This is a genomic window from Thalassobellus sediminis, assembly GCF_044386045.1.
Classification (GTDB): domain Bacteria; phylum Bacteroidota; class Bacteroidia; order Flavobacteriales; family Flavobacteriaceae; genus Thalassobellus; species Thalassobellus sediminis.
On record NZ_JBISCD010000040.1, the window covers coordinates 940,040 to 959,180 of the forward strand.

Sequence of the window (19,141 nt, forward strand, 5' to 3'; positions counted from 1 at the left end):
TATTCTATAAAGAATTGCTTTGTTAAGCTATTAATTTTTAATACTTTTTTTAGTAATAATAGCACCGTTAGATAATTCTACTTTAGCAATATAAATAGCGTTCTTTAGGTTTGAAAGCTTGTAAGTTTCAGAACTCTTATCGCCTTTTAAGTTATAAAGTTGTCTGCCTAATAAATTAAAAATACGAATTGTTTTAATATTTAAGTTATTTGAAGTACTAAATTGAACATGATCATTATTTAGCTGAACAATTTTAAGCTGTTTAGTATCTAAAATATTGTCTTCGGTAGATAATGCTTCAGCAGTAAAACCAATTTTAAAACGTTCGTTATACTCACCTACTTCTGATGTAAATGAATAATCACAAACTTTTAAATCATGTGTTTTGTTTAATAAATTGTCTTTTAAATAAATGTGATTGCTATTTAAAAAGTCACCTTCAAATTGAGAAATAGATAGTTTGTAAAGTGTTGCAACATTAATGTTGGTACTAAATCCAAGTTTTATTATTTCGTTTTCATTTAAACTATTTGTAGCTTTACCTTGGATAGCAAACTTTTTATTTGAGCCATCAATAGTTGTATATAATATAGCTGATGTCGCTGTAGATATGCTTTTTTGAGCATCAAAATAAGATCCGTCATTATCATTGGTAGCTCCATTTACATAGCCTACTAGTGTTTGGTTGAATACACCGTTATCGGATGTTAAGTTAACCCATAGTTTATTGCTATTTGGTGTAAATGTTTTAGATTTTGTGATTGAATGTTTGAAAAACTGACTGTTATCTGTTGTACCATTTGTTCGCATTGCATTATTAAAAGTAACTATGCCTTGAGAAATTGTATGTCCATCACTATTAACACTTGACGAAACAGGAGTTGCTGAGTCAGACATTGAAATGAAAAAACCTTGACCAGAAGGAATAAACCTACTAGGTGTTGAGCCATCACCACCAGCATTTTGTCCTACTCCATTTATGATTGCATAGTCAGATGCTGAAAAATTAAAATCTTCATTTCCATTAACTGTAGCAGAAGGAGCTGTGTTTTGAGACCACAAATAAATGGCTCCATCTGTATAAGCTGCTCCGTTAATATCTGTTCCATTAATGTCTTGAGAAATATTATTATTGGCTGCTAAAAACAAATCAGCATCAATAGCAGAAGGATATGGGTTGCCAATTAAATTAAAATTGATATCATTTGTTTCAAAGTCATTTCTATATATAGGAGTTGTAATTATACCGTTATTAAACGTTCCATTAAAAGTGTAATCAAATTGGTATGGAGGAGAACTCATTGGTGGACCAGTGAAAAAGTCTTCTGAGTGCGTTGCAGCATATCCAACAGCAGGTTGCATGACTGTAGCTCCATTTATTAATTGCCAATCATTACCATTATCATCTATACCGTCTTGTCCGGCAACAGTTGCATTATTGTTTCCGGTTTCAGCTTCAGAATCTAAGAAGTTTTGTGCATTATAGATAAAGCGTCTTGAAACTTCAGATTCAAATAATCCTTGGCCAATAGTTTCACCAGAAACTGGTGAGCTCCAATAGGTATATTCATACCAATTATTTAATTCAGATGTAGTTTTAACGACACTAATAGCTCCATTATTTGTTATAACACCCAAATCATTATTTTGAATAAAAGCACCATAAGCTTGAACGGTTATTTCTCCACCAGCATCAACAGTTAAATCATTTTGTACTTCAACATAGTCATTATTGGCTATGTTTAATGTAGCACCATTACTTATGTTTAAGTTACAAGCACTAAAACTACCTCCATTTGTAGTGGTATTATAATTTGAAAGCAGAGTTACTTCTGTATCTAAAAGTAGTCCAGGACCAGTGCCATTACTCCATGATCCATTCCATGTTATTGCAGAGGAGCAAGGAGGAGTAATAGTTACTACGCCATCTAAACTAAGATCATTTCCTGCCAATCTTCCAATGGCAAATGTTCCAGTGCCACTATTTGCTCCCCAACCATAAAGTCTAAAGCTAATAGTTGTACCAGAAACAACATTTTGTAAAGCAAGGATAGTTGATAGATTAATTTGTGTTTGATTTGTACCATTTCCTGAATTTACAGTATAAGAAAATGGAGTTCCAATATCAGTAAAGTTAATGCCATCTGTACTATAACGCCAAATAAAAGAATCTGGTCCAGTATTAGATCTTCTAAAAGTAGCATCAAGTGTACTTAATGATACTTGATAACCACTAGATGTTGAAACTTGAAATTGTAAATAATCGTTATTAGTAATTGCATCTGCTTGTGTGCCTGAAGCAGTAAAGCCAACAGAAGAAAATGTATTATTTTGAATATGTGGGGTTAAACCACTACCACGACTTAATGCGGATGAGTTTAAATTAGCGTCATTTGTAGTTGCATTAACAGTTGGCTCATTTCCTATATTAGTGTCCATTTCCCATGCAACAATTTGTCCAAACCCAAAACTAACAATAGATATAAATGAAATTAAAAAAGAAATGGTTTTTAAATGGGTGATTTTACTCATATCTGTTAAGTTTTACAATCTAAAGATTTGGTTTTTATAAATTTTATTCTTTTTATTAATGAATCTATCGTTATTTTTGGCATGTTATGCAAACAAAAAAAACATATACATTACAAGAAGCTACTAAAAAACTAGAGCATTATTGTGCGTATCAAGAACGTTGTCATCAAGAAGTAAGGCAAAAGCTAGAAGGTATGTATATGATACCTGAAGCTATAGATGTGATAATAGTACATCTGTTAGAGCATAACTTTCTAAATGAAGAACGTTTTGCCAAAACATTTGTAAGCGGTAAGTTTAAAATTAAGGCTTGGGGCCGACGTCGATTAAATTTTGAATTAAAACAAAAAGGTGTAAGCAAATTTAATATAAATCAAGCACTTGCAACGATACCAGATGTTGATTACATCGGTTTTTTTAGTGATTTAGCCGAAAAAAGAGCGAATTTACTTAAAGAACCCAATGTTTATAAGAAAAGAAAAAAGTTTATTGACTATTTTTTATATCGTGGTTGGGAATCATATTTAGTGTATGAAAAGGCAAATGAACTTATAAAATAAATCTTTGTAAATTAATTGGTATTAACCTAATTAACTTGTTAAATAGTAATCCGTTATTTTTTTAAGTATGAGAAATAAAAAAGCGGAAAACAATAAATATTCCGCTTTTATTTATAGATAGTTTTTATAAGCTAAAAACAGCCCCAAAGTTAAGTGTAAATTGGTTGTGTAATTTTTCAGCAGGAGTTAATATATCGCTATTGTATTTTGCGAGAGGCAAATTAAGCTCGGTAAAAATACCAAAACCTTCAGAAAAAAAGTATCTAGCTCCTAAGTGACCACCAAAATTTTTAAGACTTAAATTTAAGCCCGGATAAAGATCAAAATTTTCATCAGAACTAATAATATTTCCTAAGTTAGCATTAAAACGTCCTTTAATATCAAAACGGTCTCCAAAGTCGGCATCAATTATGTCGTTTACACTTAAGGCATAAGTTGATGATACCCCGAAAGACATATTTGGACCAACACCAAAATCATAACTTATATTAATACCGGTAGCATTATTTTGAAAATTAGCACCAACTTGAAATTTATTATCGTTACTACCTGTAAATGCTTGTCCATTTACAAATGATATGCTAAGAATAGCTAATACTAATACAATTACATTTTTTTTCATGATTTGAGTTTTTAATTTTTTCAGTGCGCAAATATATTATAAGTTTTATTAATGCTGCTTTTGTTTTAAATAAACATTTAGTTTAAGACCCGTATTTTTTTACAAGTCACATATAATATTGTAATTAAGAGAGGGGTTTGTTAAAGGTTATTATGTGTTCTAACAATGGCTTGTTTATTTTTCCAATCAATCCATTCTTGCCCTTTTATACGGCGCATTATATTGTCAAAATTTCGCATTATAACTAAGTTGTAAACAGCTTTACTAAAGTTTTTTGGATTTCTAGCAATGGCACGTAAACTCATAGAGAACCCTGGGGTTATATAGCGCATATAATGCCAATAACCTTCTGGCATATACAAAATTTCGCCATGATTAAGTTCGGTTTTATAGCCTTGAGCTTTTTTTAACATGGGCCATTTTTTTAAATCTGGGTTGTTAAAATCGATGTCTTCCCTTGTGATTAATGAATGTGGAATTTTATATAAAAAATTATTTTGTTTTTGATCAAATAAAATCACTTGTTTTTTGCCTTCAAAATGAAAATGAAAAATATTAGCTAAATCAATATCATAATGCATAAAGGTGTGCGAATCTTTTCCTCCAAAAAATAACATAGGAATGCCTTTCATGAGGCGTAAACCAAAATCTGGAAAGCTGAAATCTTTTTGTAGTTGAGGTATTTCCTTAATAGCGTTCCATAAAAAGATGCGGTATTTAGTAGGCTCTTTTTTTAGTAAATCAATATAATCGCCTAGTTTCATTTTGGCATGAGGCTCATTAAAACCATCTTTATAATCTACAGGTCTGTCATCATAAAGAGGAATGGTAATGTTGCCACCAATAGCTTTCATATAGTCTAAATTCCATTTGCTATAAGCTGGCCAATGATTTATAAAACGCTCAATAACTACTGGTTTTTGAGGTTTAAAATAGTGTTTTAAAAAGTCCTCTTTGGTAATGGTTTTTACTCGAGGAATGTCTTGTAAATTTAACGACAATACTTAATAAGTTTAGATTTGCAAAGTTAAGAAAACCTTACTTAATTTAAAATAGTATTTGGGTGTTACTATAAAAGACGGACTTATTCTTAGTAAATAAGTTACAGCCATTTAGATGCTCGTTCTGTGGCATCTAAAACATTAATACTAAGTACTTGTGCTATATATTTTGCATTTTTAAAAGCATCATTTAAGTCTTCGGTTCTATATGCTTCAATTTTCTGATTTCTATTGTAAAATAAATTTAATAGATAAACTTGATTTGAAAAGTTAGCAGAAGCCCCCATAGCTTGAACTCGTTTGTTTTCTTTGGTTTTAAAAACCGAAACATATTCAATATTTGGTAAGTCTTTCCATATACCTATATTAATTCCCATAATAGAATAAATTTCTCGGTACTTTTTTGATGCTAAATCTATTTCAGAGCCTTCTCTTAGCATAAGAAAAACACCAATTCCAGATAAAACTAAACTAAAAATATTATTGGTTATTGCCCCAAAAACACCAAGAAGAAACAATACAACACCAAAAATAAGCTTCGATGTAGGAACTTTTCTTAGGTGTTGTAGCGTTGTATTATTCATTTAACTAATCTTCTTTTATAATTGTAGCTTCGTCGTTGTTGTCATTTGATTCAACTTTAGCTTCAATTTCTTTAACATCTTTTCCTTTTAAGTACTCTGGTAAATCCATACCAGCCATATTAAACATATCTTGTAAAGGCGGAACTGATTTATACATACCAGAAAGGAAGTTTGCTGTAGACGATTTTCCGTCATCACCATTACCACCATTTTCCCAAACAGTTACTTTATCAATCTTAATGTTTTTAATAGCTTCGGCTTGAGTTTTTACTAATTCTGGTAATTTATCAGCAATTAAAAGTAGAACAGCATCTTTAGAACTATTACCAGCAGCTTTTACAATTTGATCTAAACCAGCAGCTTGTTTGGTTAATACTTCATATAAACCTTTAGCTTCTGCTTCAGCTTTTAAGAAAATGGCATCTGCTTCACCTTTAGCAATTCTTCGTATGTTTTCAGCTTCAGCTTCAGCATCAATTTCAACTTTCTTTTTATCAATTTCGGCTGGTACAATTACATCGGCTATTTGAGAAGAACGTTCGCGTTCTGCTCTCACAGATTCTGCGCGTTGTTCAGCTGCATAAGATTCTTCTAAAGCTTTTGCTGCTTGTACTTTTTCAGAAGCAATCGCTCTTTTTTCAGCTTCTGCTTCTTTTTCTCTTCTTAGAGCATCAGATTCTGCAATAGATATTTTGGCAATGTTTTCTCCATCAATAGCACGCGCGTTAGCTTCAGATGTTTTAATTCTTTCGTCTTTTAAGGCTTCTGCTTCTCCAATTTTAGCTAATGCTATGGCACTAGCTGTTTGTACACGTTCATTTTGACTTGCTTTTGCTTCACCAATTTTTGCTTCTGCATTGGCAGCAGCAATTTGAGTTCTTTCATTTTGACTAGCATTAGCTTCACCAATTTTTGCTTTAGCATGAAGTTCTGCAACTTGAGTTCTTTCATCTTGAACGGCATTGGCTTCACCAATAGAACCATCTCTAGTTTTTTCGGCAACCGATTTACGAGCCGCATTTATAGCGTGTGCCGCAGCTTCTTTTCCTAAAGCTTCAATATATCCAGACTCATCAACAATATCTGTAATGTTTACGTTAATAAGTTTTAAACCTACTTTCTTAAGTTCAGATTCTACACTTTTAGAAATATTGGTTAAAAATTTGTCTCTATCGCTATTAATTTCTTCAATGTCCATGGAAGCAACGACTAAACGTAACTGACCAAAAATGATTTCTTGTGCTAATTCTTGAATTTCGTTTTGCCCTAAACCTAAAAGTCTTTCGGCAGCATTTTGCATAATACCAGGTTCTGTAGAAATACCAATAGTAAATCGAGATGGTACATTAACACGTATGTTTTGTTTACTCAAGGCGTTAATTAAATTGACCTCTATTGAAATAGGTGTTAAATCTAAAAACTCATAATCTTGAATAACTGGAAGTATAAAAGCAGCACCACCATGAATACATTTAGCCGATTGACCGCCACCAACTTTACCATAAACTACTAATATTCTATCTGAAGGACAGCGTTTATACCTTCTGATTAATACAATAAAGAAGATGAAAATAAATAGAACTGCAAAGATTACAGCTATTGGTAAGCCAAATTGAGAGGCTTGTGTTGTTAATAGTAGCATAAATTATTTATTAAGTTGTTCGACAATTAGAATTCCGTTTTCGGTAACATTTTTTACTTTTATTACTGCTCCAGATTTTAAATCGGTTTCAGAATCGGAAAGCGCTTCAAGTTCTCTTAAAGTGCCTTGTATTTTTACTTGTACTTTGCCCATAGAAGTTCTGTTAGCGCCAATGGTTAAGTATACTTCGCCAATGGTGTTTATGGCATTTTTGTATTTTAAAGTTCCACTATCGTTAAGTTTTCCCATGTAGTAAAACATAGCTGTCATGACAGTCATCATGAGTAACCCGCAAACTATAGAAATAAGGATGGTTATTGGGTTTGATAGTCCTGCATCTATACAGGCAATACCACTCCAGCCAAAAATGGTGAAAAAGCCAACTAAGTTTTTGAAAGTTATAAATTGAAAGCCAATACCAGTATCGCCTTCTATGTCACTATCTACATCTCCTAAATCATCGGCGTCGCCTCCAAGAAAGGTTAAAACCATAGATATTGTAAAAATTAAAGACCCTAATAAGGCTATACTCCAGTATATTTTTGGGAATAATTCTAAATTTGAAAACCAATCTACCATAATAAAACCGCTTTGAAATTTTTTGTAAGGTAAAACTTTAAAAAGAGTTTTACAATACTAAAACTTGATTTTATATATAGGTATTTTAAAAGTGATTTTTGTTACAGAAGTGTTGTGAAAATTTATTGTATATTTTCAATTAAGGGAAGAATTAGGTCCTTAAAAATAGTTATGCCTGTTAGCTTAAAAAACTAACAGGCATAAATTATAAAGCTATTCTAGCTTTTAAAAGTATCAAGTTTTAGTTAAAATTATACCTCAAACCAAATAATAAATTACTTGGAGGCATAGGTACAAAGCCAGCTTCAATATAATCGGCATCAAAAATATTGCTTGCTGTTATTGTAAATTCTAATTGTTTTAGGTTTATTGCTAACGAAGCATCCCAAACATTATAACTATCGCCTGTAGTACGTTCAGCATGTTTGTAAATAATATTCTGACTTACATTTTTAAATAATTGTGTACTTAAACGTGTTGTAAAATGATGTTTAAGCGTATTTAGTGAGTAACGAGAAAGCTCTTTGTTTTGGTTTAAAATATCATCTTCTAAAAAGTTATACCCAACGGCAAGTGTTTGGTTAAAATTACTTAGTTTAAAATGATATGCTAAATCAACTTCAAAACCTTTGGTGTTAACCTCGGTAATGTTAGTAGCTGTATAAATAGTTTCTGTAGTATTTGGACGGATATAATCAATCAAGTTTTGTGCATCTCTGTTGTAAACTGCTAACGATCCTGAAAATTTAGGAGAGAAATATTTAATTCCTACTTCTTGAGCAAAAGCTTCTTCAACTTCTAAATCTGGATTCCCTGCTGTACTAGAATCGTTATAAAACAAATCGGTATAAGTTGGTATTCTGTATGTATAACCAACATTTCCATAGGCTTTTAATTGGTCGTTTATCTTGACACCTATATCTATCCCAGGAAATGCATAAAAATCGAAATCTGAAAAATAAGTTACTGCCACTCCTGGGGTAATATCTAATTTACCATCTGCTGTTTTAAATTCATGCTCTAAAAATAGGGTTGTCATAAATCTATTGCGGTCTCCTAAATTATTACTTTTAATATAAACTTTAGATAAATCAACACCAAACCCAGTAGTTCCAAGATTAGATTTGTAGCTACCATTAACTTCTGCACCAATTTTATTGGTAATGTGTAAGTTTCTGTAAACCGTTGGGTCATTTCTCAAATACACATACTCATCTTGATTTCTTTTCCAATAAACACGTGGTTTAATGGTTAGTTTTTCGGTGTTAAATGATGTAGTAAACCCTATTAAACTATTTTGAGTTTCTTCGTATTGTTCTGTAGCACTTTCTCTAGCATAGAATCTGTTTGCACCAAATTTTCGATCTTGAAACGTAGCAATCATTTCAATAGCTTTTTTGTTTTTATTAAAAACACTTTTTATAAAATAATTACTATTGTCATAATCAGTGTTATGTAGGTATCCAGCAGAAGACATTTTATCTACATGCACGATGTGCGATGAGTTCTCCATGTCTGCACCAACCGTGATGCCTCCATTAAATTGTCCAAAAGAACCAGTTTCTGCTTTAACTGAAACCGAGTTTTTTAATTCTTTTTTAGTGACAATATTTATAGCGCCAGTAAAAGCATTTTGCCCAAATACACGAGCTGCAGGCCCTTTTATAATTTCAATACGCTCAATAACTTCAATTGGTAATGCGGCATTCATGGTATGGTGTCCTGTTTGCGCATCGTCCATTTTTATACCGTCAATAAGTAATAAGGTTTGATCGAAACTTCCACCACGAATATATAAATCGGCTTGACTTCCGGCAGTACCACGACGTCTAATGTCTAATCCGGCTACTTGTTGTAATAAATCTGCAATATTATTTGCAGCACTGTTTTTAATATCTTCTGAAGAAATTATAGAAATAGTTCTAGAGTTTTCTTTAAACGGTAAATCTATTCGTGTTGATTTGATTATAACTTCTCCAAGAGCAGTTGTGTCTTGTTGTATAATAGGCTCGTTTTGAGCGTTTCCATAGATAGAAAGGAGTATAGCAATAGCTAAAAAATAATTGTTTTTCATAACAAGTAATTCAATGTGTTTTTTACGCTGCAAAATTCGTAACTTTCTGGACTAGTTAAGTAGTCCAGTTTTAAAATAATGAATAGTCCGGTTAATAAACTTTTAGAGCAATTAATTCATCTTGAAAAATCGAATGCAACGCCCGTTTATATTCAGGCGGCGCAGCAAATTATTAATGCAATTCAGCGTGGATATTTAACCGAGGGAACCTGGCTACCTGGAACCCGTACTTTTAGTGAGTTATTTAATATTAACAGGAATACCGTTGTTGCAATATACGATGAATTAGCTTCACAAGGTTGGGTAGATATTGTGCCAAATAAAGGTACTTGTATTTTAGTGCCAGAACAGAAAACAGCAGCTATTAAAGCAACTTCGCAGCATATAGATCAAGTTAATGAGTATGCTAAAACAACCGGTTTTCCGTTTCAGCCTTCTTTTAATTTAGCTTCTACAGAAGAACAGAATCATAAAACATATAGTATTAATGATGGACAACCCGATTTAAGATTACACCCTACGCACCAATTTTCAAAATGGTACAGTGCTTCTATGAAACGGAAATCCTTAGTTTCAAAATGGAATCAAACAGCGGTGTCATCTCATTCTGCTTTCGAAATACAGCTTTGTAATTATTTAAATGCGACGCGCGGATTTCATATAAAATCGCATAATTTAATGAGTACACGAAGTATAGAAATGAGTTTGTACATTGTGTCTCAGTTATTATTAAAACCTAATGATATTGTTTTGGTTGGCGATTTAAGTAATTATGCTGCCAATATGATTTTTCAGCAGTCGGGAGCGAATGTTAAAACCATTCCCATAGACGACGATGGTATTGATGTAGATTATATTAGAACCCATTTTATAAAAAATGCCATTCGTTGTATTTATGTTTGTGCACATAGGCATTACCCAACTACAAGAGCACTTAGTGCCGAACGCCGTTTACAATTAATGCAGCTTGCTAAAGAATATCAGTTTGCTATTATTGAAGACGATTTCGACTACGATTTTCAGTTCGATGGTTCTGCCATGTTACCAATGGCGAGTTCTGATGCTAATGGTGTTATTATTTATTTAGGAAAAATGGGGCAATCATTATTTCCAAGTTTTCAAACAGGCTTTGTAATAGCGCCAGAAAATTTAATTTCGGAAGCTAAAAACTATTTAAAAATATTAGACAGACAAGGTGATTTAATTCAAGAACAAATGCTTTCGGAGCTTATTTATGAAGGTGAAATACATAGATTGATTAAGAAGAATATCATCATTTATAAACAAAGACGCGATTTTTTATGTGAATGCCTCACGAAATATTTTAATGAATTTGTGTTTTGGGAAAAACCATCGGGAGGTTTAGCGCTTTGGTTGCGTTTTGACCCCAAAATATCCTTAGTTAAGTTAGCAGAACAAGCACTGAAACAGGATTTATTCTTACCTAAAACCATTCTTTATCAAGATAAAAACACCTGCTGTATTCGTTTTGGCTTTGGCGATTTAAATGAAGTAGAAATTGAAACAGTCGTTAAAAAGTTGAAACAAGCTTATGATTCAATATCAAATTCATGATTACAAACGTCGCATCTGTATTTGTCTTTAGCGTAAAAAGGTAATGTTCCAAAGAGAAAGCCAATTATAAATGAAAAGAACGATTTAAAATCTTTAATTGTAGAATATAATTGGATTCTGTTGCTATTACAGCTAGGGCAATGTATGTCGTTGCCTTCATCGTCTATAGAATATTTTGAAATACTATCTAAAATATCTTCAGCCTTTAAAGCATCTTTAGTTAATACTTTAAGTTTTACACCACCAATGGCGTTACTTACAAGTGGGTCTGTGTCTATGGTAAAGTTATCGCTTAAAAAAACATCGATACCTTCAGCCTCTAACCGTCCTTTTATAATTTGGGCTTCACTAGAATACTGAAATTTAGCTATGGTTTTAAAGGTATCACTCATAATTACAAATGTAAGTAGAACTTCTGAAGAATAGTTTCATCGTTTTTATTAAAAGCGTATTTTTGAAATTCTATTAAATATAATCTTGCTATGAAAACGTCTTTTTTTATTCTTTTATTTATTATTTCAGGTTTTGGTTTTGCACAAAACAATTATATAGTAAAAACCGATGATGGTAGACGTGTACTTTTAAAAGCCGATTATACATGGGAGTATATTGATGCCGAAAGTCCTAAAAATAATATTGAGGTAAAAGAAATTATAAAAACAGCTAAGAAGAATGGGTGTGAGTTAGCAAATGATTTTACGGAACCTAAATTAGATAAGAAAATTCAAAACCAATTAAAAAAAGGACGCGCTACAATTAGTCATATTAAAGCAAAAGTGGCTAAAGATAATGACTGTACAGTAAATGATGTGGTGTTGTTGTCTGTTTCAGAGCAAAAGGCTAAAGGCAGATATGATTTTTGTGCTAATGGAAAAAAAGTAAGCTATAAACGTGTTGGTAATTCTATTATAGAGAATAGGAAGCTTTTTTAACATTCAATTTTACTTAAAAATGTATTTTTTTTAAGTCTTTCAATTATCTTTACTACTATGTACGCCTTAGTAGACTGTAATAATTTTTATGCCTCTTGTGAACGGGTTTTTAATCCTAATTTATTAGGAAAACCAATCGCTATTCTTTCAAATAACGATGGCTGTGTCATTTCTAGAAGTGACGAAGCCAAAGCGTTAAACCTTCCTATGGGAGCACCTATTTTTAAATGGGAAAGTTTCTGTAAAGCAAATAATATTCATGTATTGTCTTCAAACTACCCATTATATGGAGATATGAGTAGCCGTGTAATGTCTATATTAAAACAATTTACACCAGATGTTGAGGTGTATAGTATAGACGAATCGTTCTTACAATTTAAAGGCTTTGAAAACTATAATTTTGATGACTACGGAAAACAAATAAGGCAACGTGTTTTAAAATGGACAGGTATTCCAACCAGTGTTGGAATTGCTCCAACAAAGGCTTTAAGTAAAGTGGCAAATAAAATAGCCCGTAAGTTTCCAAAAAAAACAAAAGGGGTGTATGTAATAAATTCTGAAGAAAAACGCATTAAAGCCCTAAAATGGACAAAAATTGAAGATGTTTGGGGTATAGGACGGCGATTAGCAAAACGTTTAAAAGAAAAAGGATGCAAGACAGCATTTCATTTTACACAATTACCAGACGATTGGGTGCGTAAAAACTTTTCAGTAGTCGAATGGAGATTAAAAAAAGATTTAGAAGGTATTTCAACCTTGCAATTAGAAGAGGTAAAAGATAAGCAAGCCATTGCCACCACCCGAAGTTTCGAATACACATTTTCAGATATCGATAACATAAAAGAACGCGTTTCAACATTTGCATCAAGTTGTGCCGAAAAATTAAGAAAACAAGACTCTAGTTGTTACGTTATCATTGTTACGCTTAGTAGCGATAGGCATAAAAAAGACTTAGAACAACATCGTGTAAGCACCAGTGTTAATCTATCTTTTCCAACAAATTCATCTTTAATTATAAGTAATTGTGCCGTTAGCGCAGTAATGTCTATCTTTAAAACAGGAATAAAATATAAAAGGGCAGGAGTTATCGTTACAGGTTTGGTGCCGGTAGATAATTATCAATTAAATATTTTCGAGCACGAAAACCCAAAGCACCAACCCTTAATGCAAGCTATCGATAGTATGAATAGCAAGTATAAAAACTATAAAATTAAAATAGGTAATCAAGATTTAAAACGCACCTGGAAAATGCGCCAAGAACGATTATCACCAAGATATACAACTAATATTAACGATATTATAAAAGTAAAATGTTAAATTGGGCGTTACCTTTATCCTGAATTTAGTTCAGGAACAGGTCGGGCTTTCACTACTCGCTCTCTGCGAGGAGCTCAAACAAACCGTTCAATCCCTAACGAAAAATGGAGACTAATACAAACAGCAGTAATAAAGAATAAAATGATAGCACATAAATCAGGAAGTTTAACATTTTTCACCCCAGAAGCAGTCGACGGCGCTTCAGCTCATTTTTTCGATGCAGGTATTTCTGCAGGATTTCCATCGCCAGCTGAAGATTTTAAAGAACAACGGTTATCGTTAGATGAAGAATTAGTAAAAAACAAAGAGGCTACCTTTTATGCAAAAGTAAGTGGACAATCTATGATTGGTGCAGGATTAGATGATAACGATTTATTAGTAATAGATAGAAGTTTAGAACCTTCAAATAATAAAATAGCTGTTTGTTTTTTAGATGGCGAGTTTACGGTAAAGCGCTTAAGAGTTTCTAACGGCGAGGTATGGTTGCAACCAGAAAACCCAGACTATCCCATAATTCATATTACAGAAGACAATAACTTTTTAATTTGGGGTATTGTTACCAACGTCATTAAGAAGGTATAAACAAAAAACGCGAAGCATATGCTTCGCGTTTTTAATATATTTTAAAATAAAAGTTTAATCGGCTAAAACAATAACCTTATTATCTTTCATTTCTAAAGTTCCTGAATTTATTTTTAATAAAGTAGTGCCTTTGTCTCCTTTAGTAAATTTATCTTCAACTTCTTTTTCTAATTCGATACTACCTGAAATTTTCACAAACCCTTCTTTCAATAAAGAAACAATAGGAGCGTGATTTTTAAGCATTTCAAATTCACCATTTACTCCAGGAGCAGAAATACTAGTTACTTCTCCACTAAATAGGGTTGCTTCAGGTGATACAATTTCTAAATACATAGTTAAACTTGTTTAACTACCCTGAATTTATTTCAGGGTCTTTTTTAATGTTTAATTGACTTTTGTGAGATACTGAAACAAGTTCAGTATTAGTTTTGGCTATGCCTCAGCTAACATTTTATCTCCAGCTTCAATAGCTTCTTCAATAGTTCCTTTAAGGTTAAACGCTGCTTCTGGTAAGCGATCTAATTCACCATCCATAATCATGTTAAAACCTTTAATAGTTTCTTTAATATCTACTAATACACCTGGAATACCTGTAAATTGTTCTGCCACGTGGAAAGGTTGAGATAAGAAACGTTGAACACGTCTAGCTCTACCTACAGCTAATTTATCTTCTTCAGATAATTCTTCCATACCAAGGATAGCAATAATATCTTGTAATTCTTTATAACGTTGTAATAACTCTTTTACTCTTTGAGCACAAGCATAATGCTCTTCTCCTAAAATATCAGCAGTTAAAATTCTTGATGTAGAATCTAAAGGATCTACCGCAGGGTAAATACCTAACTCAGCAATTTTACGAGATAATACTGTTGTTGCATCTAAGTGAGCAAAGGTTGTAGCAGGAGCAGGATCGGTTAAATCATCCGCAGGTACGTAAACCGCTTGTACAGATGTAATAGAACCTCTTTTAGTTGAAGTAATACGTTCTTGCATCGCACCCATCTCTGTTGCTAATGTTGGTTGGTAACCTACCGCAGAAGGCATACGACCAAGTAATGCAGATACCTCAGATCCAGCTTGAGTAAAACGGAAAATGTTATCTACGAAGAAAAGTACATCTTTCCCTTGTCCTTCACCAGCTCCATCACGGAAATATTCAGCAATAGTTAAACCAGATAAGGCAACACGTGCACGTGCTCCAGGAGGCTCATTCATTTGTCCGAATACGAAAGTTGCTTTAGATTCTTTCATTCCAGCTTTATCAACTTTAGATAAATCCCATCCGCCTTCTTCCATAGAATGCATAAAGTCATCACCGTATTTGATAATTCCAGATTCTAACATCTCTCTTAAAAGGTCATTTCCTTCACGAGTTCTTTCTCCAACTCCAGCAAATACTGAAAGTCCACCGTGACCTTTTGCTATATTGTTAATCAACTCTTGAATTAATACTGTTTTACCTACACCAGCACCACCAAATAAACCAATTTTACCACCTTTTGCATAAGGCTCAATTAAATCGATTACTTTAATACCTGTAAATAAAACTTCAGTAGAAGTTGATAAATCTTCAAATTTAGGTGCTTGACGGTGAATTGGTAACCCAGCTTCTCCAGCTTTAGGTAAATCTCCAAGACCATCAATAGCATCTCCAATTACATTAAATAAACGTCCGTAAACATCTCCACCAATTGGCATTTGTATAGGCGCTCCAGTTGCAGTAACTTCTGTTCCTCTACTTAAACCATCCGAAGAATCCATAGCAATAGTACGTACTGTATCTTCTCCAATGTGAGATTGTACTTCTAGAACTAATAAAGAACCATCAGGTCTTTTTATTTCTAATGAATCGTAAATTTTTGGAAGTTCTGATCCTGCTCCGAATTCAACGTCGATAACCGGACCTACTATTTGTGCAACTTTACCTGTAACTTTAGACATTACTTATATGTTTAATATTATGCGATTTAATTGTGTGAAAACAGTTTAAGTTTTCGCGTGCAAAGATATATTTTTTAATTTAAAATAAAAGTTGTTTTATAGGTTTTTTGGAATAAAAAAACACCTTCTAATTGAAGGTGTTTTAAAAGTATAATTTATGTTATAATTTTTTCGTCAATCAATTAATTATTAATTGTCCATGAAATAAAATATTGAGAACCGATAAAAGGAGATCCAACAGCACTTTGATATTCTTTTCCTCCTAAATTAGTTCCTCCAATTTTAAATGTAGATTTCATGGAAGGTACGGAATAATTAATTTGAGCATCAACTAATGTTCTTGAAGGGATGATGGCATTGGCTATGGTTGCTTGCCAAAAATATTCATCACTCCAACGTGCATTAATATTGAATCCGAAATTTTTAAATAATTCAGGATTCCCTAAAGATACTTTTACTTTATGTTCTGGGGTATTAAATCCTGCACTAAAATCTGGATCAGTTGATTGATCAAAATCTAATTTTGAATATGTATAGTTTAATCCAAAATCAAACTTTTTAGCAATTTTTGTTGATAAACCAATAACTCCTCCATAAGAACTAACGTCTGCTGATGAATTAGTATATACATTAAATACTTGAAAATTTCCTGTTGCAACATCAACAACCCCTGATGCATCTGTTACTGAACCAGATTTTGGCGTAACTACAAATTTTTGAGCACTAAAGTTATCATAAGTATTATAATAGGCATTAAGATCAACGGTTACAAAGCTTATTTTACCACGGTATCCAACATCAAATGCTGTAACTTTTTCTTGTTCAGCAAGAGGTGTAATACCATTACCATTTACAGGGTTTAAAGAGGTTGTTCCTCCACTAGCTGCAAATGCTTGTACTGATGATAATGTGTAAGCATTTGAGTAAGCATCTCTTCCTGTTAAAGTAGTATTTGGTAACCTTCTATCTAAATTATCTGGAGCAGAACCTACTAGTATAGCTCTACCCACATCAAAACCAATAAATAGTGCTTGAGTGTCTGGGTTTCTAAAACCTGTTTGTAAAGACGCTCTAAAATTATGTTGTTTGTTTTTCCCAGCTGCATAAACTAAAGAAAGTCTTGGTGAATAGCTGCCATCAAAAAACTCATTTTTATCATATCTAATAGAAGCCGTAATTTTTAATCGGTCGTCCATCAATTTTTTAATACCTTGTAAGTAGGTCCCGTATTCATGATAATCGATTGAACCATCATAATCTGTAAATACACTTCCACTAGAATTTAATGAATATTGTCTATATTGACCACCTATTTGTAAGTCTACAACATTATTTAGTATATCTTTAAAGTTGTAATTTCCATCTACTATATCCATTTTTGATTCATCTACAAGTTTAGATCCTGTAGTTATATCTGGATCATTTGTAACTTTATTAAATAATGAAATAAATTCAGGAGTTCCTGGTTGTGGCGTATAATTGGCATCTGCAAAAGCTCTTGCACCCGAGTGCAATTGAGACTGAGCTGCAGGGTCACCTGGGTTTCCACCGCCACCTAATATTTGTCCAGCACCTTGTGCATAAGCCGCTGCATAAGCACCAAACCATTCTGAAGCACCAACTTTATTCATATTAATTCCTGTAAAACGCATATCATATGAGTTTCCAGCATTTTCTATGGTTGTATAGCCTCTAAGGAAAAAATTATCGCCTCTAAATTCTAATTTGTGTTGTTGTAAAGCGAAATCTTTTATAGCATATCTATTTGATCCTTGGTATATTGATGAGCCTTTTCCTATTTTTGAGCTCCAAATAACTTCTGTATTATTCCCAAAAGGTCTGTAGTTTAAGGTAAAGTATGCTTTTATGCTTTCAGCTTTATAATCGGTTAAATCAGATTCTTTATATCCTGTTCTTGCTACATTTACAGCAGGAACTAATCCACTTGCTCCTGGTGGTAAAATTCCATTAGCTTCTAAAAATTGAGCAACTTCATTAAGGTTTTGTGGTTGACCAGGTCCGTTTGCGGCCAAAGCTACTTCATCTCCATATATATTTAATCCGTCATGTGCAGGGTCTGATCTAAAAGGGGTTATGGCATCTGCTGTTCCAACGGCTCCTAATTCATATTGATTGTTATCTGATGCAAACCAATCTGTACCTCTTAAGTATGAAAATGATGCTTTTGCAGCAAATTTATCACTAAATGCATGTGCCGCACGAAATCCAAAATCATGAAATTGATTATCACCAGCTTCATCCTGTACTGTTAATCCTGTTTTTACATAAGCACTTACTCCTTGGTGTTTAAATGGGTCTTTACTAGTCATGAATAGAATACCATTAAAAGCATTTGCTCCATATAATGCTGAAGAAGCTCCAGGTAATATTTCTACACTATTTATGTCGAGTTCACTAAGTCCTAGAATATTTCCTAAAGCAAAATTTAATCCAGGAAGAGAATTATCCATACCATCAACTAGTTGAACAAAACGTGTATTAGCAAACGTTGCAAATCCACGAGTATTAACAGCGTTAAATGTTAAACTTCCTTTATTTACATCTACTCCTTTTAAATTCTCTAAACTAGAATAAAAGTCTGGAGAGGAAGCGAATTTTATATCTTTAATGTCAAATCTTTCAATGGTAACAGGAGACTCTCTCACGCTTTCTGGAGTTCTTGAAGCTGAAATTACAATTTCATCTAAAGAAGTTCCTTCATTAAGTACAAAATTTAATACTTGGTTATTACTAGTAACTTCAATGGTCATAGATTTAAAGCCAACACTACTTGCTTGTACTTCGAAAGGTGGATTTTGATTATAACTTAAGGAGAAATTGCCATCAAAATCTGTTACTGTTCCTGTAGAAGTTCCAACAATGATTATGTTAGTTCCAGGAATGGGCTGGCTGTTATCATCTAAAACAGAACCAGTAATTGTTGTTTGTGAGAAAGATATCGTACAAAAAAACAACAATAAAAATTGAAAAATTGTTTTCATCTATTTTGAATTAGTTAATTTTATGGTAGCAATATATGTATATAAAATATTACTCAAGCATAAAAGTATAAAAAAATTATGCACGCATAGTATATTTTAACAAAAAAAAATGTGTTTTATTATGTTTTTAGCAAAAAAAAGACTTAAATATGAGATTTTATCACATTTAAGCCTTAATATGTTTTAATAAATTTACGA

At 32.5% G+C, this 19,141-nt stretch carries 16 protein-coding genes; 5 read left to right on the top strand and 11 right to left on the bottom strand.

The window, feature by feature from the left end; genetic code table 11:
* Positions 1 to 30: 30 nt before the first annotated feature.
* Positions 31 to 2,532 carry a RemA C-terminal-like gliding motility protein gene (locus ACH5TW_RS10670; RefSeq protein WP_439336488.1) on the bottom strand — a complete coding sequence of 834 codons (2,502 nt, stop codon included), beginning with the start codon at positions 2,530 to 2,532 and terminating at the stop codon, positions 31 to 33.
* 86 nt (positions 2,533 to 2,618) lie between these two features.
* On the opposite strand from ACH5TW_RS10670, the gene ACH5TW_RS10675 reads away from it, so the two are divergent.
* Positions 2,619 to 3,092 carry a regulatory protein RecX gene (locus tag ACH5TW_RS10675; protein ID WP_439336489.1) on the top strand — a complete coding sequence of 158 codons (474 nt, stop codon included), beginning with the start codon at positions 2,619 to 2,621 and terminating at the stop codon, positions 3,090 to 3,092.
* A gap of 124 nt (positions 3,093 to 3,216) precedes the next feature.
* Here ACH5TW_RS10675 and ACH5TW_RS10680 read toward each other — a convergent pair whose 3' ends face one another.
* The 6 genes from ACH5TW_RS10680 to ACH5TW_RS10705 form a co-directional block, all read right to left on the bottom strand.
* On the bottom strand, positions 3,217 to 3,714 hold the full coding sequence (locus ACH5TW_RS10680) for a DUF6646 family protein (protein ID WP_439336490.1): 498 nt from the start codon (positions 3,712 to 3,714) through the stop codon (positions 3,217 to 3,219).
* 140 nt (positions 3,715 to 3,854) lie between these two features.
* Entirely contained in the window at positions 3,855 to 4,715 is an 861-nt protein-coding gene (locus ACH5TW_RS10685; RefSeq protein WP_439336491.1) for a cupin-like domain-containing protein, read from the bottom strand.
* A gap of 101 nt (positions 4,716 to 4,816) precedes the next feature.
* Positions 4,817 to 5,299: a hypothetical protein gene (locus ACH5TW_RS10690; RefSeq protein WP_439336492.1), complete on the bottom strand. Its 483-nt coding sequence runs from the start codon at positions 5,297 to 5,299 to the stop codon at positions 4,817 to 4,819.
* A 4-nt stretch (positions 5,300 to 5,303) separates the two neighbouring features.
* Complete coding sequence (locus ACH5TW_RS10695) at positions 5,304 to 6,941, bottom strand: flotillin family protein (protein ID WP_439336493.1); 1,638 nt, start codon at positions 6,939 to 6,941, stop codon at positions 5,304 to 5,306.
* Positions 6,942 to 6,944: 3 nt separating this feature from the next.
* On the bottom strand, positions 6,945 to 7,520 hold the full coding sequence (locus tag ACH5TW_RS10700) for a hypothetical protein (protein WP_439336494.1): 576 nt from the start codon (positions 7,518 to 7,520) through the stop codon (positions 6,945 to 6,947).
* A gap of 241 nt (positions 7,521 to 7,761) precedes the next feature.
* Complete coding sequence (locus ACH5TW_RS10705) at positions 7,762 to 9,594, bottom strand: TonB-dependent receptor plug domain-containing protein (RefSeq protein ID WP_439336495.1); 1,833 nt, start codon at positions 9,592 to 9,594, stop codon at positions 7,762 to 7,764.
* A 78-nt stretch (positions 9,595 to 9,672) separates the two neighbouring features.
* Between ACH5TW_RS10705 and ACH5TW_RS10710 the strand changes: the two genes are divergently transcribed.
* A complete protein-coding gene (locus ACH5TW_RS10710) occupies positions 9,673 to 11,169 on the top strand; it encodes an aminotransferase-like domain-containing protein (protein WP_439336496.1) in 1,497 nt (498 codons plus the stop codon).
* Here ACH5TW_RS10710 and ACH5TW_RS10715 read toward each other — a convergent pair.
* A complete protein-coding gene (locus tag ACH5TW_RS10715) occupies positions 11,145 to 11,561 on the bottom strand; it encodes a putative signal transducing protein (protein ID WP_439336497.1) in 417 nt (138 codons plus the stop codon). The two genes, ACH5TW_RS10710 and ACH5TW_RS10715, sit on opposite strands and share 25 nt — an antisense overlap.
* 90 nt (positions 11,562 to 11,651) lie before the next feature.
* Between ACH5TW_RS10715 and ACH5TW_RS10720 the strand changes: the two genes are divergently transcribed.
* The 3 genes from ACH5TW_RS10720 (at position 11,652) to ACH5TW_RS10730 (ending at position 14,000) form a co-directional block, all read left to right on the top strand.
* Positions 11,652 to 12,101, top strand: a complete 450-nt coding sequence (locus ACH5TW_RS10720; RefSeq protein WP_439336498.1) for a DUF3157 family protein — start codon at positions 11,652 to 11,654, stop codon at positions 12,099 to 12,101.
* Between the two features lie 57 nt (positions 12,102 to 12,158).
* Entirely contained in the window at positions 12,159 to 13,418 is a 1,260-nt protein-coding gene (locus ACH5TW_RS10725; protein WP_439336499.1) for a Y-family DNA polymerase, read from the top strand.
* 141 nt (positions 13,419 to 13,559) lie between these two features.
* A complete protein-coding gene (locus ACH5TW_RS10730; RefSeq protein WP_439336500.1) occupies positions 13,560 to 14,000 on the top strand; it encodes a LexA family protein in 441 nt (146 codons plus the stop codon).
* A gap of 54 nt (positions 14,001 to 14,054) precedes the next feature.
* On the opposite strand, the gene ACH5TW_RS10735 is transcribed toward ACH5TW_RS10730, so the two are convergent.
* From ACH5TW_RS10735 to ACH5TW_RS10745, 3 genes are all read right to left on the bottom strand, one after another.
* The gene (locus ACH5TW_RS10735; RefSeq protein ID WP_439336501.1) at positions 14,055 to 14,333 is read right to left on the bottom strand and encodes a F0F1 ATP synthase subunit delta/epsilon; all 279 of its coding nucleotides are present in this window, start codon (positions 14,331 to 14,333) and stop codon (positions 14,055 to 14,057) included.
* Positions 14,334 to 14,432: 99 nt separating this feature from the next.
* On the bottom strand, positions 14,433 to 15,941 hold the full coding sequence (gene atpD, locus ACH5TW_RS10740; RefSeq protein WP_439336502.1) for a F0F1 ATP synthase subunit beta: 1,509 nt from the start codon (positions 15,939 to 15,941) through the stop codon (positions 14,433 to 14,435).
* A gap of 182 nt (positions 15,942 to 16,123) precedes the next feature.
* The gene (locus ACH5TW_RS10745; RefSeq protein ID WP_439336503.1) at positions 16,124 to 18,943 is read right to left on the bottom strand and encodes a TonB-dependent receptor; all 2,820 of its coding nucleotides are present in this window, start codon (positions 18,941 to 18,943) and stop codon (positions 16,124 to 16,126) included.
* Between the last annotated feature and the right edge of the window lie 198 nt (positions 18,944 to 19,141).